Annotated in this window: 11 protein-coding genes and 1 other annotated feature; of the genes, 6 read left to right on the top strand and 5 right to left on the bottom strand. The window is 42.0% G+C overall.

The annotated features are described in order from the left end of the window. Positions 1-112 precede the first annotated feature (112 nt). The 3 genes from M3197_RS08390 (at position 113) to M3197_RS08380 (ending at position 5,281) form a co-directional block, all read left to right on the top strand. Positions 113-2,899 (top strand): DNA translocase FtsK, encoded by a 2,787-nt coding sequence (locus tag M3197_RS08390; RefSeq protein ID WP_251660623.1) that lies wholly within the window; start codon positions 113-115, stop codon positions 2,897-2,899. Between the two features lie 77 nt (positions 2,900-2,976). Beyond that, positions 2,977-4,290, top strand: coding sequence for a UDP-N-acetylmuramate--L-alanine ligase (gene murC / locus M3197_RS08385; protein WP_251660621.1), 1,314 nt, complete (start codon positions 2,977-2,979; stop codon positions 4,288-4,290). A gap of 289 nt (positions 4,291-4,579) precedes the next feature. After that, positions 4,580-5,281 carry a YtxH domain-containing protein gene (locus M3197_RS08380; RefSeq protein ID WP_251660619.1) on the top strand — a complete coding sequence of 234 codons (702 nt, stop codon included), beginning with the start codon at positions 4,580-4,582 and terminating at the stop codon, positions 5,279-5,281. A 40-nt stretch (positions 5,282-5,321) separates the two neighbouring features. Here the strand turns inward: M3197_RS08380 and M3197_RS08375 are convergent, their stop codons facing one another. Continuing rightward, positions 5,322-7,454, bottom strand: coding sequence for a cell division FtsA domain-containing protein (locus M3197_RS08375; RefSeq protein ID WP_251660617.1), 2,133 nt, complete (start codon positions 7,452-7,454; stop codon positions 5,322-5,324). Between the two features lie 162 nt (positions 7,455-7,616). On the opposite strand from M3197_RS08375, the gene M3197_RS08370 reads away from it, so the two are divergent. Further along, a complete protein-coding gene (locus M3197_RS08370; RefSeq protein ID WP_251660615.1) occupies positions 7,617-8,699 on the top strand; it encodes a bifunctional 3-deoxy-7-phosphoheptulonate synthase/chorismate mutase in 1,083 nt (360 codons plus the stop codon). An 82-nt stretch (positions 8,700-8,781) separates the two neighbouring features. Beyond that, on the top strand, positions 8,782-9,786 hold the full coding sequence (ccpA, locus tag M3197_RS08365; RefSeq protein ID WP_251660613.1) for a catabolite control protein A: 1,005 nt from the start codon (positions 8,782-8,784) through the stop codon (positions 9,784-9,786). Between the two features lie 90 nt (positions 9,787-9,876). Here the strand turns inward: ccpA and M3197_RS08360 are convergent, their stop codons facing one another. From M3197_RS08360 to M3197_RS08350, 3 genes are read right to left on the bottom strand one after another with little or no spacing between them, the layout of a single operon-like run. Next, a complete protein-coding gene (locus M3197_RS08360; protein ID WP_251661032.1) occupies positions 9,877-11,043 on the bottom strand; it encodes an acetoin utilization protein AcuC in 1,167 nt (388 codons plus the stop codon). Next, on the bottom strand, positions 11,040-11,690 hold the full coding sequence (locus M3197_RS08355) for an acetoin utilization AcuB family protein (RefSeq protein WP_251660611.1): 651 nt from the start codon (positions 11,688-11,690) through the stop codon (positions 11,040-11,042). The genes M3197_RS08360 and M3197_RS08355 overlap by 4 nt, the downstream gene beginning before the upstream one ends. Positions 11,691-11,705: 15 nt before the next feature. Further along, complete coding sequence (locus M3197_RS08350) at positions 11,706-12,338, bottom strand: GNAT family N-acetyltransferase (RefSeq protein ID WP_039043934.1); 633 nt, start codon at positions 12,336-12,338, stop codon at positions 11,706-11,708. A gap of 177 nt (positions 12,339-12,515) precedes the next feature. Here M3197_RS08350 and acsA point away from each other — a divergent pair, with 177 nt between their 5' ends. Continuing rightward, positions 12,516-14,234, top strand: coding sequence for an acetate--CoA ligase (acsA, locus tag M3197_RS08345; protein ID WP_251660609.1), 1,719 nt, complete (start codon positions 12,516-12,518; stop codon positions 14,232-14,234). An 87-nt stretch (positions 14,235-14,321) separates the two neighbouring features. On the opposite strand, the gene M3197_RS08340 is transcribed toward acsA, so the two are convergent. Further along, positions 14,322-17,333: a transglycosylase domain-containing protein gene (locus M3197_RS08340; RefSeq protein ID WP_251660607.1), complete on the bottom strand. Its 3,012-nt coding sequence runs from the start codon at positions 17,331-17,333 to the stop codon at positions 14,322-14,324. Positions 17,334-17,436: 103 nt separating this feature from the next. Continuing rightward, positions 17,437-17,635 (top strand) — a binding site (T-box leader). Positions 17,636-17,637: the final 2 nt, after the last annotated feature.

The raw sequence follows: 17,637 nt of genomic DNA, 5'->3' as shown, positions 1-17,637 counted from the left end.
ATAGTTGAAGGGACCTATGAAACTCTTTCCTTTTCTTCTTAGCACATGACTATTTGATTTTATCCTTGTTTTTCTGTTAAAATAAGTTGATTGAAATGAAAAGAGTGATAGAGTGAGTTGGATTAAAAAAACTATGGGTCGCTTTTTCGGCTCGCAATCTGATGAGACATTTGAAGACTTGAACACAGAATTACCAGAGCAAGAACAACCGCAAGAAACACCCTCGCCGCAGCGGCCGGCGTTTAGATTTCCAATGATTACTGATGCTGAAATTTATGGATGGGATGAAGATCCCGATGAACCTGTACAAATAAAACAACCAATAGCACCTTTAGAAGAAAAAGAGGCACCATCTGAATCGATACCGTTATACAAAAATAACAGATGGCCAACGGAACCCCCTATAGGAGAAATTCATAGAGCAGGCAATAGAACGAAATATAAAGAGAATAAAGAGTATACAGAGACTACTAGAACCATAACACCTAAATTCAAAAACCCTGTTGAGCGTAAAACAGAAATCGTGAAACAACGAACGAACAAACCATTTACACCAACAGAAGTGCCTTCACCTGTGTATGGATTTTCACAACCTAAACGAAATGTGAAAATTGAACATGAGATTACTTCTAAAATTGGTAGTGAACCAAGCACTAAAACGAATCGACCATCAAATCTCTTCTTACCAAAAGAAGTGTTACCTTCTGGTAGAAAAATTGGGGCACCTTTTATTGGTGCTAAGAAAACCAATCCGTACACAGAGAATGAAAAAGAAGTTGACGAAGTAATGCAAGAGTTACATGAACCTTCGTTAACTGAATCAAAACAATCAGAATCAGAGTTAGTTAAGCTGGAAGAAAGTATACCGCTGACTACAACTACTGATCAGATAAGTACTGAAACCTATCCGATTGAAAAAATTGAAGAGGAGACAGTTGAAGAGCGTGTACAAATAGCAGTTTTAGAGCCTGAACCTGAAGAACCTCATCAAGAGAGTTTAGTCCAGAATGAGCCAGTAACTGCATTATTTGAGGAACCTGAAGTAGAAACCATAGAAGATGATCTAACTGAACCAGCAGAGCCTGCAGTAGAAGGTTCTGAAGAAATGAATGAGGAAGAGGACAGTAGTGTTCCATTTGTTGAGGAATCCACTACATCCCCACACCAAGATAAAAGCAATCATGAAAAGATTGTTCCTTTTAATGTCGTCATGCTGAAAACGGATAAAGAAAAACAGCAGTTACGTTCACTTGCTGTTTCGAATGCTCCGACATTCAAAGAGCCCGCCCCAATGACTATGAAAAACGAGCAACTGCCTGTCGTTAATGAGGAGTTTCAACCAACAAAGCCCGAAACTCAGAATCAGCCAGGAATGACGCAGAGTAGTCAACAAGTTGAAACGGTTCAACCAGCGCCCCTGTCGAGTAAAGCAACAATATTGGAAGAACCGGAGGATGAGCAACAAGTACTTCCTCATTATGTTTTTCCTTCAATTGAAGATTTGTTACCAGCTGAAGAGCAGCAAGAAGATACGGAATGGCTAACTTCACAATCTGAGAAGCTCGTCGAAGCGCTGTCTCATTTTGCCGTAGAAGCAGATATATTAGAAGCGGTGCAAGGTCCTACTGTTACTCGTTTTGAGTTGACGGTTGGATTTGGAACTAAAGTAAGCAAAGTTCGTAATTTAACAGATGACCTGAAACTAGCTCTTGCCGCAGAAGATATTCGTATTCAAGCACCCATCCCTGGTACCAGCTCGATTGGGATTGAAATACCGAATCGGACAACACGTCCTGTGCGTATTTCAGAAGTCATTGATACTGACAAGTTCAGCAGTTCTGATTCACCACTCGAAGCCGTACTAGGATTAAGTTTGACAGGGGAACCAGTAACAATTGATTTGCGGAAAATGCCGCATGGAATGATTGCAGGTGCAACGGGCTCAGGGAAATCCGTATGCATCAACTCGATTCTCGTCAGTCTATTATACAAAGCTTCTCCGACAGAGCTTAAAATGATGTTGATTGACCCTAAAATGGTGGAATTAGCTCCATTCAATGGAATACCACATCTTATTAGCCCTGTTATTACGGATGTAAAAGCTGCGACAGCCGCTTTAAAATGGGCAGTCGACGAAATGGAACGACGCTATGAGCTATTTGCGCATGCGGGTGCCCGTAATATTGAAAGATATAACCAAATGGCAGAAGCGAATCGTCAATTTGCACAAAAAATGCCGTATTTACTTATTGTCATCGATGAACTTGCAGATTTGATGATGGTTGCACCGAATGATGTTGAAGTTTCGATCAGTCGGATTGCTCAAAAGGCGCGTGCGTGTGGAATTCACTTGATTATTGCAACGCAGCGTCCGTCAGTCGATGTTATTACTGGCATCATCAAAGCCAATATTCCAACACGTATTGCATTTGCGGTATCTTCTCAAATCGATTCACGTACGATTATCGACAGTGCCGGAGCAGAGCGACTTCTCGGTAGGGGAGATATGTTGTATATCGGAAACGGACAATCATCACCAATCCGGTTGCAGGGCACGTTTGTAACAGATGATGAAATTGAATGCATTATTGATCACGTTAAAAGTGAAGCCTCACCTGAATACTTATTTGGTCAGGAAGATTTGCTCGCATCTGTGGTTGAGGAAGAAGAAACCGATCCACTTTTCACGCAAGCCTGCACCTTCATCATTGAGCAGGGGAGTGCGTCGACATCACTTATGCAGCGCCATTTTAGTATTGGATACAATCGTGCTGCGAAAATTATGGATCGCATGGAAGCACATGGCTTTATATCAGAACAACGCGGAAGCCGTTCGAGGGATGTGTATTTAACAGAAGCAGACTTGGAGTCATTTCTGAATCCTGATCATGAAGCATAAGAATAGAAATATGAATTTACATCACCAATTATCAATGAGAGATATTAGGGAACAGGTTGCTCCCAGGAGGTTGCACAATGACGAAATTTCACTTTACAGGTATTAAAGGATCAGGAATGAGCTCACTCGCTCAAATCCTTCACGATTCATCAAATGAAGTTCAAGGATCAGATGTGGAGAAACATTTTTTCACCGAGGACCCTCTTCATGAACGATCTATAACCGTACTTCCTTTCAGTGAAGATAATATTACTGAAGGACTTACAATAATAGCAGGTAATGCATTCCCGGATACACATCCAGAATTAGTGAAAGCTAAGGAACTAGGATTGGACGTAATTCGCTATCATGACTTCTTGGCAGAATACATGAAACAATCCGTTTCTATTGCAATCACAGGTACCCATGGAAAGACATCGACGACGGGTCTTCTTGCTCATGTCCTGACTGGCTTTGCGCCAATATCTTACTTAATTGGAGATGGTACAGGAAAAGGCGTTCAAGACAGTGACTTTTTTGTTTTTGAGTCATGCGAATACAAACGACATTTCTTAGCGTACGAACCTGATTACGCAATCATTACGAATATTGATTACGATCATCCTGATTATTTTAAAGATATGGCGGATGTGTTGAATGCGTTTGGCGAAATGGCTTTGAATGTTAAAAAAGCGATTATTGCTTGTGGTGATGATCCGAACTGTTTAGCGATTCAAGCAAACGTACCAGTCGTACTCTATGGTTTAGGTGAAGGAAATGATTTTAGCGCTACTAATATCGTAAAAAGCGCTGGTGGCACTTCTTTTGATGTATTTGTACGTAACGAATTCTATCATTCGTTTACGATTCCAATGCCTGGCGACCATGCGATTAAAAACGCATTAGCAGTCATTGCACTTTGTCAGTATGAAGGATTGGAACCCACTGTTATCGCAGAACGTCTTAAGACTTTTAACGGGGTAAAACGGAGGTTCACTGAAATTCAAGCAGATGGTGCAATTTTAATCGATGATTATGCCCATCACCCAACTGAAATTCGCGCAACTCTTCAGTCGGCGAGACAGAAGTATCCTGAGCGTGAAATTATCGCGGTTTTCCAACCGCATACATTTTCAAGAACTGCTGCATTAATGAATGAATTCGCAGAAAGTCTTTCTGAAGCTGACCGAGTTTATTTGTGTGATATATTTGGATCTGCTCGTGAAAAATCAGGTACGTTAACGGTGAATGACCTTGCCGAGAAGATTCCTGGTTCTGCCCATTTAACCTTAGATGCGATTGAAGCACTTGACGGACATGAAGATGCAGTCTTTTTGTTCATGGGTGCAGGAGATGTACAAAAGTATTTGAGCGCTTATCAGCAACATATCACTGAACAGAAAACAGTCTGATTGAATTAATCAGGCTGTTTTCTTTTTTTGATGAAATCTTGATTTATTTTAAAGGAAATACTCACTCGTTGTCGAAAGGAGAAAGATGGTCAAAGTTTAGCCTGTAGAGTGACAGGGTAAAAGTACTCATAACAACGTGGACAGGGAGGAGTGAACTGCATCCATCTGTTGTACATAGCGGATATTCGTTGAGAGTCAGTGTTCAGCGAAGTTACCAATCGTATCGACAGACGTAAAAAGCCAAGGGAATAAAAACTAAAACGGAACACCATTTTAAGGAGGAGATCGCATGAGCGAAAACTATAACAAACTAAACCAATCTAACGAACTTAACTCGGGTGATATCTATGAAAACTCTTATGGAGAGCCTTCTCAATTACCGATGAACTATAATTATTTTCCAACAGATACAGACCGTTTCTATGAAGAGGATAGTTCAGGTTCTGGAAGCTTTTTAGTAGGCGCATTAGTAGGCGGAGTCATTGGAGCTGCTGCAGCACTTTTCCTAGCACCGAAAACAGGTAAAGAAATGCGTGATGATTTTTCTACGCAAGCCGTACAATTTAAAAATAAGAGCATCGAGCTAAGTTCTACAGCTAAAGATAAAGCAGTTGATCTCACTGCTACTGCTAAAGACAAGGCAGCTGATCTGTCTAGTACTGCAAAAGAGAAAGCGACACAGCTTTCTGCTGTGGCAAAAGAAAAGTCTGGAGACCTTAAGAAAAATGTCCAAGACCAAACAGAAAAAGTAAAATCGATGACTTCAAAAAAGACTGCACCAATGGATGATGGTACTGCTTCATCAGAAGGTGAAGAGCCTATTGTTAACAAAGCGGACAAGGGTGCTTCCAAAAAGTCCGAAGAGAAAAAAATAGCTAGCAATCAGACGACTAAAAATAGTGATGTAGCCTACGATAATTCAGAAAACATAGGAAAAGACAAGAATATCAATCAAAATGCAGTTTCTGATGAAAAACCTAAAACTAATTGAACTAAAATAGCCATTCAGCGCAAAAGCTGAATGGCTATTTTTACGTAATCAAAATCTCTAATTCGTCGCCTCCGAATAGCTGATCGTAAAATTGGATGGGCTGATTGTTGCGAAGTAGTTGATAAGAAGTTGCTGAACCAGTAGGGAGCTGATAATCGACGAACGCGAAGACATCGCTAAATGTAATTGGCTGTCCCGTTATAGGTGTAACTTTCAACTGGTCTTCCTCAGTAACTTGTGCGGTTGGTTCGACAGATTGATCATTCAGCGTGACCAAGAAGCGAGGTTTTGTTATAGTTACTTGCCTACTGTTGAACGAAACGGTTATCTGCTCTGTCAATTGAACACCTAATTCATTGGCAACATCAGCAACCGTAGTAAGTGAATTGTGTTCACTCGTAATTTGATCTCCATCTTCCAATCGTGAAGTTAGTGAAATCGGTAGACCATTTCTGGAGTAAACGGTAGGTTTGGGTTTAAGGTGAACTCGTTTCCCATTAAGAATAACCGACTGAAGTGTACTCTGACTGTTGTAATCTGAATTTAGTGCAGTAAAGGCGTCTCGCAATGTTTTAGCTTGGTGAACTATAATATCATCTCGATCTTGAATCGGTGTATGTATATCTTGACGTTCGTTATTTACGATTACTTCGGTTTTCAAGACAACTCGACGCTCGTTGATCATCACAGAAATAGAGTCTGTATTCAATTCTGTTACATCTGCAATGACGGCTTGTGCTGAACGTCCATCTTTACCTGAAATGAGTTTGATGGTGTCACCATTCCGAATTGGATCTTTGGTACTGACTGTTTCTCCATTTCTATAAATTGCAGAAGGAGTTCCGTGGCCGCCGGGTAACGTGATTTCTTGACCATTGAGTGAAAATCGTAACGCTAGACCTGGTTTCCCATATAAATGTTTGGCTTTAATACCAGCTGCTAGGAGAGCATCTCCGACAGTCATTTCTTTCAACTCAAAGAGACGGATTGTTTTTTCATTCACCGTTACTGACATATAATGGATTGGTGCGCGTTTGGCTGCAATAGCGATTCCTATTGGTGTAACGAGTGCAGGAGATGATTGGATATGCTCGGCTAGGGTTACCTCTGAGAGCGCATCCAGGCCGCGAACAGCAACCCGTTGCAAAGGGAGTTCCAGAGCTGCGCTGAGTTTATTCGATAGAGCAGGGGTCAAACTACCGCCACCAACTAGCATGACTGCTTGCGGAGAAGTGTTGTTAAGGCGTAAAATCTCACTCGCAATGGAGTTTGCAAGACGGTCTATCGTTGAGTCAATGGTTTCCACAACTTCGTGTACAGGCAATTTTTGTTCAAAGCCTAGAATATCGTGGAAGATGACGGATTCTTCTCCGTTAAGTGATCGTTTGACACGCTCTGCTTCTGGGAAGTCTAATAAATAGCTGGAACTTAGAGCTTCGGTTATTTCATCGCCAGCAATAGGAACCATACCGAAAGCAGAAACCGTATTATTATTTGTTAGTGCTATATCCGAAGTCCCGGCACCAATATCCACTAATGCTACATTTAAACGTCTCATTGATTGTGGAATGAGGACATTGATTGCAGCAATTGGCTCGAGGGTGAGAGCCTCCATCTCAAGATCTGCTCTTTTAAGTGCAGACAGCAAGGACTCCACAACAACGCGAGGCAGGAAAGTGGATATGACTTCCACACTGGCAGATCGGCCGGTTTGGTCTATCAAACTCCCGATCTCTTCATCATCCAAAAAGTAGTGAAGTACAGAGTAACCGACACAATAATATGGATTCTCTGAAGTAATAGAGTCAGATGACAGCAACTCCTGCTGAGCTTTTTGGACTGCACCGAGTTCTAAACGATTAATATCTTCAATATGGATTAATGCATGTTCGGAGATGTCCACTGACATTTTACCAGTGGCAGTTTTTAACGCTCGTCCAGCAGCTGCCACGCTTACTTTTGTCAAAGGACCATGGCGTTCTTCAAGTAAGGCTTTCATTTCCCCAATTACTGAAGCTACACTGACGATGTTATGTATTTGTCCATCTAACATAGAGCGCTCTTTGTGCTCGATGACTTCGAGATCGATTACGTGATACCTTGAATTGACTTCTTCCAATATAATTCCGACAACGGAACGTGTTCCAATATCCAGTGCAAATAAAGGCGTCACTTTAGTACCTCCTAAATACTTTTCGATATATTATATATGACGATTTAGCAAAATAGCGTGACTTTTCAACTGAGGTTCATTATACTAGGTCTATTATTATAAAATGTACCATACATTCTCCGATGCGAAAAGGGAATGCTATGAATGGGGAGGAGAATGATTATGCGCCAGAATGATTTGGAAGAGCTTCGGTCTCAGGTGACGGAATTGAATGTAAAGATTTTAGAACTCATTAACGATCGTACGGCTGTAGTGCAAGAAATCGGTAAAGTAAAAGAAAAACAAGGTGTAAATCGCTATGATCCGGTTCGAGAGAGAGAAATGTTAGATTTCTTGAAAGATGCGAACAAAGGACCCATTCCAAATGGTATTCTTGAACAGGTATTTAAAGGAATATTCATGTCCGCACTTGAAATTCAAGAAGACGAACAAAAAAAGGCTCTTCTTGTTTCACGTAAACGAAAAGCTGAGGACACAATCGTTGATATTAATGGTGAAAAAATTGGAGATGGAACACCTTCGTTTGTTTTCGGTCCATGTGCAGTTGAGTCATATGAACAAGTGCTCGCAGTTGCACAATCCATTAAGGCAAAAGGACTGACGATGATGCGAGGAGGTGCATATAAGCCACGTACATCACCTTATGACTTCCAGGGGCTAGGATTGGAAGGATTGAAGATTTTAAAGCGTGTTTCTGATGAGACGGGCTTGTCCATTGTGACAGAGATTATAACACCATCTCACTTAGAAGAGGCGCTTGACTATATAGACGTCATTCAAATCGGAGCGCGTAATATGCAAAACTTCGAGCTTCTCAAAGAAGCAGGAAAAGCAAACAAGCCAGTGTTGTTAAAACGTGGATTGGCTGCAACGATTGATGAATTCATTCATGCAGCAGAATACATTATGTCAAAAGGGAATACGCAGATCATGCTTTGTGAGCGAGGCATTCGAACATATGAACGTGCAACTCGCAATACGCTAGATATTTCTGCTGTTCCAATTTTAAAGCAAGAAACCCACTTGCCGGTATTTGTTGACGTTACACACTCAACAGGTAGAAAAGATCTTCTGATTCCAACGGCTAAAGCTGCGATCGCTGTAGGTGCAGATGGCGTTATGGCCGAGGTGCATCCAGATCCAGCGGTTGCCTTGTCTGATTCTGCACAACAAATGAACATCGAACAATTTGACGAGTTCTATGAAGAAATGCAGCGTTTCATGAATACACATCAAATCGTATAATTTCCCGCCGGAGCTTACATTGCTCCGGTGTTTTGGTATACTAGGAAAGAAAGAAAAAAAGACAGAGAAAGGGGAGGTCAGTATGGCGGTAACAATTTATGACGTGGCTCGAGAAGCGAACGTCTCAATGGCTACTGTATCACGTGTAGTTAATGGTAACCCCAATGTGAAACCAGCAACGCGTAAGAAGGTAACAGCATGCATTGAACGGCTCGGCTATCGGCCAAATGCCGTAGCACGCGGCCTCGCCAGCAGAAAAACGACAACAATAGGTGTGATTGTTCCAGATATCTCCAAAAGTTATTATGCAGAACTCTCTAGAGGGATTGCAGATGTTGCGACGATGTATGAGTACAACATCATCTTGTCTAATTCAGACAAACGCCCTCTTCGAGAAATGGAACTAATTGAAGATCATCTTGGCAAACAAGTTGATGGACTGATTTTCATGAGTGATTCGATCTCGGAAGATGTTCGTAAGGAAATGAAGTCCGCAAACGTTCCCATTGTGTTGGCAGGAACATTGGATTCTGAACTAGAATTCCCAACTGTGAATATTGAAAACAAAGAAGCTGCATATTCAGCAGTGAAAGAGTTGATCGAAAACGATCACAAACACATTGCATTCATTTCTGGACCATTCAGCAGAGATATCAATCGGCTTTCTAAAAAGACAGGCTATGAAGATGCAATGTCAGAAGCGGGATTATCGATTCCAGAAGGATATATTGTGGAAACGGATAATACATACGATGATGCATATGAAGTATGGAACCGTTTAAAACAGCTGCCAGAACCACCAACAGCTATATTTGCGGGCAATGATGAAATTGCTGTCGGGTTATTGAATGGGATACGAGATGCAGGACTTACCGTTCCAGATGATTTGGAACTGATTTGTTTTCAGCATTCGATTCTAGCCCGTGCGGTCCGTCCTCAGTTAACTGCAATCCGAGTGCCGTTATATGATTTAGGAGCCGTATCGATGAGGCTCTTAACCAAATTGATGAACGGCGAAGAAGTTAATCAGCAACAAGTAATTCTTCCATACCAATTAGAGTATCGGGATTCTGCAAAAGGCAAATAATCCTTCATAGAAATTAATTTCAACTGTAAAAAGCAGAGATGCGTAAGCTCTCTGCTTTTTTGTACTTTTTCAATTGAATAATTGTCCAAACTACCTTGGTTGTTGCTCACTTCGTATGTAATGTAGTGAACGATCCATGACTTGTGCATTCTTTTCTTCAATTTCCGCTTTTCTTGGAATCGGTTTATATAACGGTTTTGGGTCTTCCCACGTTTCAATGAATGGAACAGGGGACTCTGGTTGCCAGCGATTCAGCCATTCTTTTGGGAGCGGTCCTGTAGGAGGAGAAAGTTTTTTCATTGCATACCAAATATGAGACCAGGCTCGCGGGACGACCCGCCAAATGTCATAACCACCTCCGCCTACAGCAATCCAACGTCCTTCGCAATATTCATCTGCAAGTTCACGAGCAATCCTTGGAATTTCCTTATAAATCTCCATAGTGCCATACAAATGTGTTAACGGGTCAAAGAAGTGAGCATCAGCACCATTTTGAGTCAGAATTACGTCTGGTTTGAACCATTCCACAACTTCGCGGAAAGCGGTTTCATAAACCTTTAGAAAAGAGTCGTCTTCTGTGAAAGCATCAATTGGGAAGTTGAACGATGTCCCGTAGCCTTTACCGTTCCCACGTTCTGTAACGTGGCCAGTTCCGGGAAATAGATAACGTCCTGTTTCATGAATGGACAATGTGCATACATCGGGGTCATCATAGAAAGTCCATTGAACCCCATCGCCATGATGAGCATCTGTATCGATATAAAGGACTCGAGCGTCATAATTTTTCTGCAAATAACGAATGGCAACAGAGCTGTCATTATATACGCAAAATCCCGAAGCTTTCCCTTGGAAACCATGATGGAGTCCGCCGCCAAGATTTAACGCATAACACGCTCGATTATTCATCACTTCATCAACAGCTGTCAGTGTACCACCCACTAGCATAGCGCTTGCTTCATGCATATTAGGGAAAATAGGCGTATCTTCAGTGCCTATCCCATACACACTTCCGATTTCAGGTCCCACTTCACCTTTTCCTGCCTTTTTTACCATCTCGACAAACTTAGGTTCGTGGACTAACAGTAATTCTTCATCCGTTGCTATTCGAGGTGCGATGATATCTTCGTCCGTTATCGCATGCGTGTTTTTCAGTAAATCCAATGTTAACAAAATTCGCTTTTGATTAAATGGATGTGTGTCAGAAAATGAGTAGCCTAGCTGATCTTCCGAAAAAATAAATACGGCGTCCTTTTTCATACTTGTGTCCCGGGAAAGTTCGGCCAAAGAACGTCAAATCCACGTCCCTTTAGTCCTTCAATAATTGGAATGGGATTCATCGTCTTGATACGAATGACTAAGATTTTATTAGCCTCATTTTCTTTGTCAGGATAAACTAGGACACTTTGAACGTTTGTTTGAAACTCATTAAACACTTTCGTTACTTCATGTAAAATTCCGGGGATGTTAGGCACACGAACTTCAATTTGCGAACCAGGCTGATGAGCACCCGTCAGTTCAATGTATTTGTACAATAAATCAGTTTCTGTAATAATTCCGATAAGCTGTTGGTTGGAAACGATGGGTAGACAACCAATCTGATTATGATAAAAAACTAATGCAGATTCCTCCACGAAATCCATGGGGTGTCCTGTAATCAGCTTCTTCACCATGCATTCAGAAAGTGGCATTTCATACACAGCAGTAAGATTCTCTGTCTGCTGGTCTCCATAGGGTAAGATTTCTTTTAGGTCTCGATCAGTAACAATACCTACGAGTTGTTTGTCCTGGATCACGATTGGGAGATGCCTTATATGATGAGACCTCATTATATCTGCAGCTTCTTTTACCGTATGATCGGGTGTTAATGTAATGACTTCAGTTTTCATGATTTCTTCTATTAACATAGTGTCCCTTCTTTCTTAGTACAGAAATCTGTTTTTAAATCGTAAGCTATCAAATCGTTGAACATCCTCTTGCTTGATCCGTTTACCAATTCTAGCCATTAAACAATTAGCAGGATGGGAACAAATCTCAGGGTCGTCTGTTGCAAAATATTCGAGTCCTCCATGCTGCATCATTTTTTCCATGACTTTTCGATATTCCCAAACGTTGAGCTTGGTCTCTTTCAAGTCCCAATGCCAATAGTATTCAGTTGTAATGACGATATAGTCTTCCATTGCATCATCCATCATTGAGACTTCCAGCAACGCCTTACCAACACCGCCTCCCCGATACTTTGCAATGACCTCAATCGCACCTAATTCTATCAAATTTTCAATATTTCCCTCGGACCAACGTTCAAGTGGATCAGGGTATAAATAAGTGACGTACCCGACGATTTGGTCGCGTTCTCGAGCAACAATAATTCTCCCTTCAGGCAATTTTGAAATCCCGATGAGTGCTTTGTGTTGTTGTGCAGGTGCTCTAAATGCTACTAATCCTTCATGGAAAGCATAACTTTCAAGATCGGACGTCCGAATGGGTCCTTCAATAATAAGATCTCCATTTTTATGCTTCAATTCTAACGCATTATAGGTTTTAACATGTTCCAACCATTTCACCGCCTTATGCTGTTAATCCATCTGCTTACAGTATACATGAAAGCTAAGTGCGTTTTGATGAAATTTCTTACAAAATGAAGAACTGTCGGAAAAATATTATTTGTTTGCTAATTCAAGAGTGATTCATGTAGAATAATAGTGTTGGTACATATTCAAGGGGGTTCTGTTATGGTTTTAAAAACAATTCCGGCTCAACAGTCTGATTACCAAATGCAAGACTATGACAAATTGGCGGCTACTTTCGACTGGAAAGAAGCTGAAAAGGCCTTTAGCTGGTACGAAACGGGGAAAGTGAATATTGCACACGAAGCGGTAGATCGACATGCCGATTCATTTCGCAAAAATAAGGTTGCGCTCTACTATAAAGACGGTTCACGCAACGAAACTTATACGTTTAGAGATTTGAAGAAGTATTCTAACCAAGCTGCGAATGTATTGAAAAACTGTTCAACTTTAGAAAAAGGGGACCGAATCTTTGTATTCATGCCGCGCTCCCCAGAACTATACTTTGCTCTTTTAGGAGCGTTGAAAATCGGTGCGATAGTAGGACCGCTATTCGAAGCGTTTATGGAAGGTGCGGTGTATGATCGATTAGATGACAGTGATGCGAAAGCGATAGTGACGACGCCAGAACTGGTTGACCGTATTCCAGTTGATCGTTTACCGAATCTTGAAACCGTCTTCGTCGTGGGGGACGACGTAAAAGAAGAAGGAAAAATAATCAGTTTCAGTAAACATTTTGAGAAAGCTTCGAAAGATTTTGATGTGGAATGGTTAGAACGTGAATCACCTACCTTGTTGCACTATACATCAGGTTCTACAGGTAAACCTAAGGGTGTCCTTCATGTACAGGAAGCAATGGTCCAACAACTTCAAACTGCAAAATGGGTATTGGATCTTCGCGAAGAGGATGTATTTTGGTGTACTGCTGATCCAGGTTGGGTAACAGGTACAGCGTATGGAATTTTTGGCCCATTATTGGCAGGAACAACAAATCTGATTGTTGGTGGACGTTTCTCAACGGAAAGCTGGTATGGGGCTGTTGAAGAATTTGGCGTATCTGTTTGGTATAGCGCACCGACTGCATTCCGTATGTTGATGGGAGCAGGAAGTGCTGCTATGGAAGGGCACGATCTCTCTTCACTCCGCCACATCCTGTCGGTGGGTGAGCCGCTAAACCCTGAAGTTGTTCGTTGGGGAATGGAGACATTCAACATGCGAATTCATGATACATGGTGGATGACAGAAACAGGTGCCCAGATGATTTGCAACTTTGGCTCACTTCCACTGAAGCCAGGTTCGATGGGGAAACCAGTTCCAGGAATTGAAGCAGCCATTGTCGATGACCAAGGGAATGTATTGCCACCAAACCGAATGGGGAACTTGGCGTTGAAAAAGGGTTGGCCAGCGATGATGAGAGCCGTTTGGAATAACCCGGAAAAGTACGATTCCTACTTCTTGAATGGAGAATGGTATGTATCAGGGGATTCTGCTTATATGGATGAGGACGGTTATTTCTTCTTCCAAGGCCGTGTAGACGATGTCATCATGACGAGTGGTGAGCGCGTCGGTCCATTTGAAATTGAAAGTAAATTAATTGAACACCCAGCAATTGTAGAAGCGGGTGTCATTGGAAAACCTGATCCAGTCCGTGGTGAAATCATTAAGGCGTTCATCGCGCTACATGATGGATACGAGCCGACGGATGAATTGAAGGAAGAAATCCGTCAGTTTGTGAAGAAAGAGCTTGCTGGCCATGCAGCTCCTAGAGAAATTGAGTTCAAAGACAAACTTCCGAAGACACGAAGTGGTAAAATCATGAGACGTGTGCTAAAAGCATGGGAACTCGATTTGCCTACGGGTGATTTGTCGACAATGGAAGACTAACAACAAAAAGAAGGCTGGACAGTAACCCGCATTGGGAACTGTCCAGCCTTTTCTTTAAATTTTTTTAAGGGAGAAGGACGGCAAAGTTTAGTTGCCGTCTGAATCTCCATCTCCGTCACCATCTCCGCCGTTTGCAGGAGGTTTCGGTTTCCCGTCTTCTCCGCCATTACCGGGAGGTTTCGGCTTCCCGTCTTCTCCGCCATTACCAGGAGGCTTCGGTTTTCCATCACCCCCACCGTTAGTAGGAGGCTTAGGTTTGTTCTCTGTATTGGAATCAGGAGGGGTCGTACCTGTATCGCCACCACTGTCTCCGGACCCATTATTTGAATCATCAGGTGTTTCAGGTTCAGGTGTTGTTGCTTCGGTCGTAACTGCATTAGAAGGTGCAGAAGTTAATCCTGTGATATCCACAGCACGTACCGTATATGATCCGCTTCCTATAGGGAAGGAGAGTGACTGACCATCAATGATTGTCCCTACACGCTTTCCACCATTGTAGACATAATAGCCAATGACATCGTTTGAAGGAGACGCACTCCACGTCAATACAGAGCCATTTTGTGAAGCGGACACACCTGCAGGCGCTACACTATCCGCAGGGAAGATCGCACCGGATACGACGCGAGATGCAAAGGATGATCGTGCTGGGAACAACTTGGATGCATCTCCACCCAAAGGTCCAAGCATCCGTTTGATAAATGCTTCATTGACACCAACACCACCTGCAGTAATGAATTCAGAAGGGGTCGAAGGCAATGCTGCATATCTCTTTCCTTTTACAGATACAGACGAGGATGAAATGATGCTGTCATCCGCTTTGTTAGGGAGCATAACATTCGCATTGAATAAATCTGAACGGACTAATCCTGCCGCTGAACATGCAGCTGACGGTGCAAGTCCTGAAATACCACAGAATGAGCGATTCACAACCCCATTAGGTCGTTGAAAACGAACATTTTGACCAATCGTTTCAGGTCGTGCCTGGTTGATGGCATTCATGAGTTTGGCATATAAAGCGTTTGTTCGTGAGCTTGCGGTTCCGTATTGCGCGTTAGGCGTGGATTGAAGAGATTTGGTTTGGTACTTATAACCAAGCCACACGCCAAGGGAAACGTTCGGATTATAACCGAGTAGCCAAGCGTCACTGAATGAGTTCGTCGTACCACTTTTTGCAGCGATGTCTACATTGAAATTTAATTTGCTCTTCATTACTTTTGCAGTACCGCTAGAGGCGACATCCCGAAGCATATCTGTCACGATGTAAGCAGTTTGCGGGCTGAAGACCTGTACAGGCTCAACTTTATGTTGATAGACGACCTTGCCGTTTTTATCTTCTATTTTCTCAATAATATAAGGGTCTACATGTTGTCCGCCGTTTGCAAGTGTAGAATACGCACTTGTGTTTTCCTGGACCGTACCACCATATCTCAAACCGCCTAATGAAGCAGAAAGGTTTTCGTAATCAGATTCCACTAGGCTTGTATAACCCATTTTTTTTAGAAATTCAGCTGGTCTTCGGTCAAGAATCTGATTATAGAGTCGAAGTGCAGCTAAGTTTTGTGAAGTCGTAAGTGCTTGGCGAGCTGAAATAATACCAAGCTCCTGAGTTGGTATGAAGTTGGCTGGAGCATAACTTCCTCTTCTAAATTTCACATCTACTACCGGGCTACCAGCACCGATGACACCATACTCAATGGCAGGTGCATAAACGAGTAATGGCTTGATAGTAGAACCAGGCTGTCGAGTAGTTTGTGTCGCGTGATTTGTTGCTTCCAATTCATGATCACGGCCACCGACAAAGGCTAAAATCTTACCAGTCTTATTGTCCAATAATGTTGCACCGACTTGAACCGGCAACTTCTCTGTTACCTTTTCTCCGGTTTGCTTATTGGTAGAGTTCACTGAAGTAGTGAAACCATATTGTGAAAAATTTTCCGAAACATCGTTCATTGCATTATACAGTGCTAAGTCAACAGTCGAATGAATTCGGAAGCCGTCATTTCTCATGGAACGTTCTGCTAAAATACTATATTTCTCATTCAGCTTTTTATCTTCTTTTAATCGGTCAGCGTCAATTCCATCTTTTTCTGCAATCATATCAGCGAGAATTGCGATTGTACTGCGCTGTATTTCATCCGTTAAGAATTCATCTCTGCTTTTAGGTGCCGGAGCCGCAGTCCTGAAATCTTTTGTAATGTCGTAGGCAATTGCTTCATTGTATTGCTTTTCGGTAATATATTCCGTTTCTTTCATTCGAAATAACACAGTCTTCATTCGATTGATGCCTGGCTTCAATCCTTTTTCATCTTTCAATCCATTTGAGCCATTGTAAAATGGTGTATATGCAAAAGGAGCTTGAGGAATACCAGCGATGTATGCAGATTGAGCGAGATTCAACTCTTTCGCGGTCTTATTAAAGATTCCTTCCGCAGCAGCTTCGATTCCAGCAATGTTTCCACCATTAGAATTACGACCGTATGGAATGATATTTAAATAGGCTTCTAAAATTTCATTCTTGGTCATGAAATGCTCTAACCGCATCGCAAGTAAGAGTTCTTTCGCTTTACGCTCATAAGAAACTTCATTCGTTAAAATTTGGTTTTTAATTAGCTGTTGTGTAAGAGTAGATCCGCCAGTTTGACTGTCAGAATTGGTGACATCTTGGAACAGACCTCGGAAAACTGCTTTCGGGACAATCCCGTTATGTGTGCTAAAATATTCATCTTCTGTTGCGTAAACGGCATTGATGACGTAAGGGGAGACATCCTCGAGTTTGACTTCTTTCCGGTCAATGTCCGCTCGCACTTTTCTTAAGTACTTTCCGTTTGTATAGATTTCGGATGTTTCTTCATAACTTAAAATCTCACTACGCATTTCTTGTTTAGAACGAAGTGGTTCCTTTTCAACAAGCGAGGCGAAATAACCTGCCCCTACGGAAGCGCCGAAAACCGTTAACGTCAAACCGATCACTAAGAAAAGCAAAAAGAGATTCCAGATGACGCCTGAGGTAATCCGGGTATTTTTTGCCCATTTGGTTTTCTTCATCGCTTCGAATTTATCTTCAAGTTCATCAACCCGTTTTTTGTCCTGTTTTGTCAATTCGTTCCCTCCTAAAAATCTAATTAATTATAGCATATTCTAACAGTAATGGACTGAATTTATTTGACAAATTTCCATTTTCGACTACAATATGATGTAGTTACTCTTCACAGTGAAGAAGCCGCAGTAGTGGTAAGCGATCCGTATAGAGAGGCAGCGGTTGGTGGAAGCTGCTCGGTACCTTGTTCACGAATTACAGCTTTGGAGTGTTGCGCGGATAGCGGCGTTATTGCTAATAAAGCGGAGATAATTATCTCAAGCTGGGTGGTACCGCGCTTACATGTACAATTAGCGTCCCTGCATG

This window comes from Sporosarcina aquimarina (genome assembly GCF_023715615.1).
Lineage (GTDB): Bacteria > Bacillota > Bacilli > Bacillales_A > Planococcaceae > Sporosarcina > Sporosarcina aquimarina_A.
This window is presented reverse-complemented; position numbering and strand designations above follow the sequence as displayed.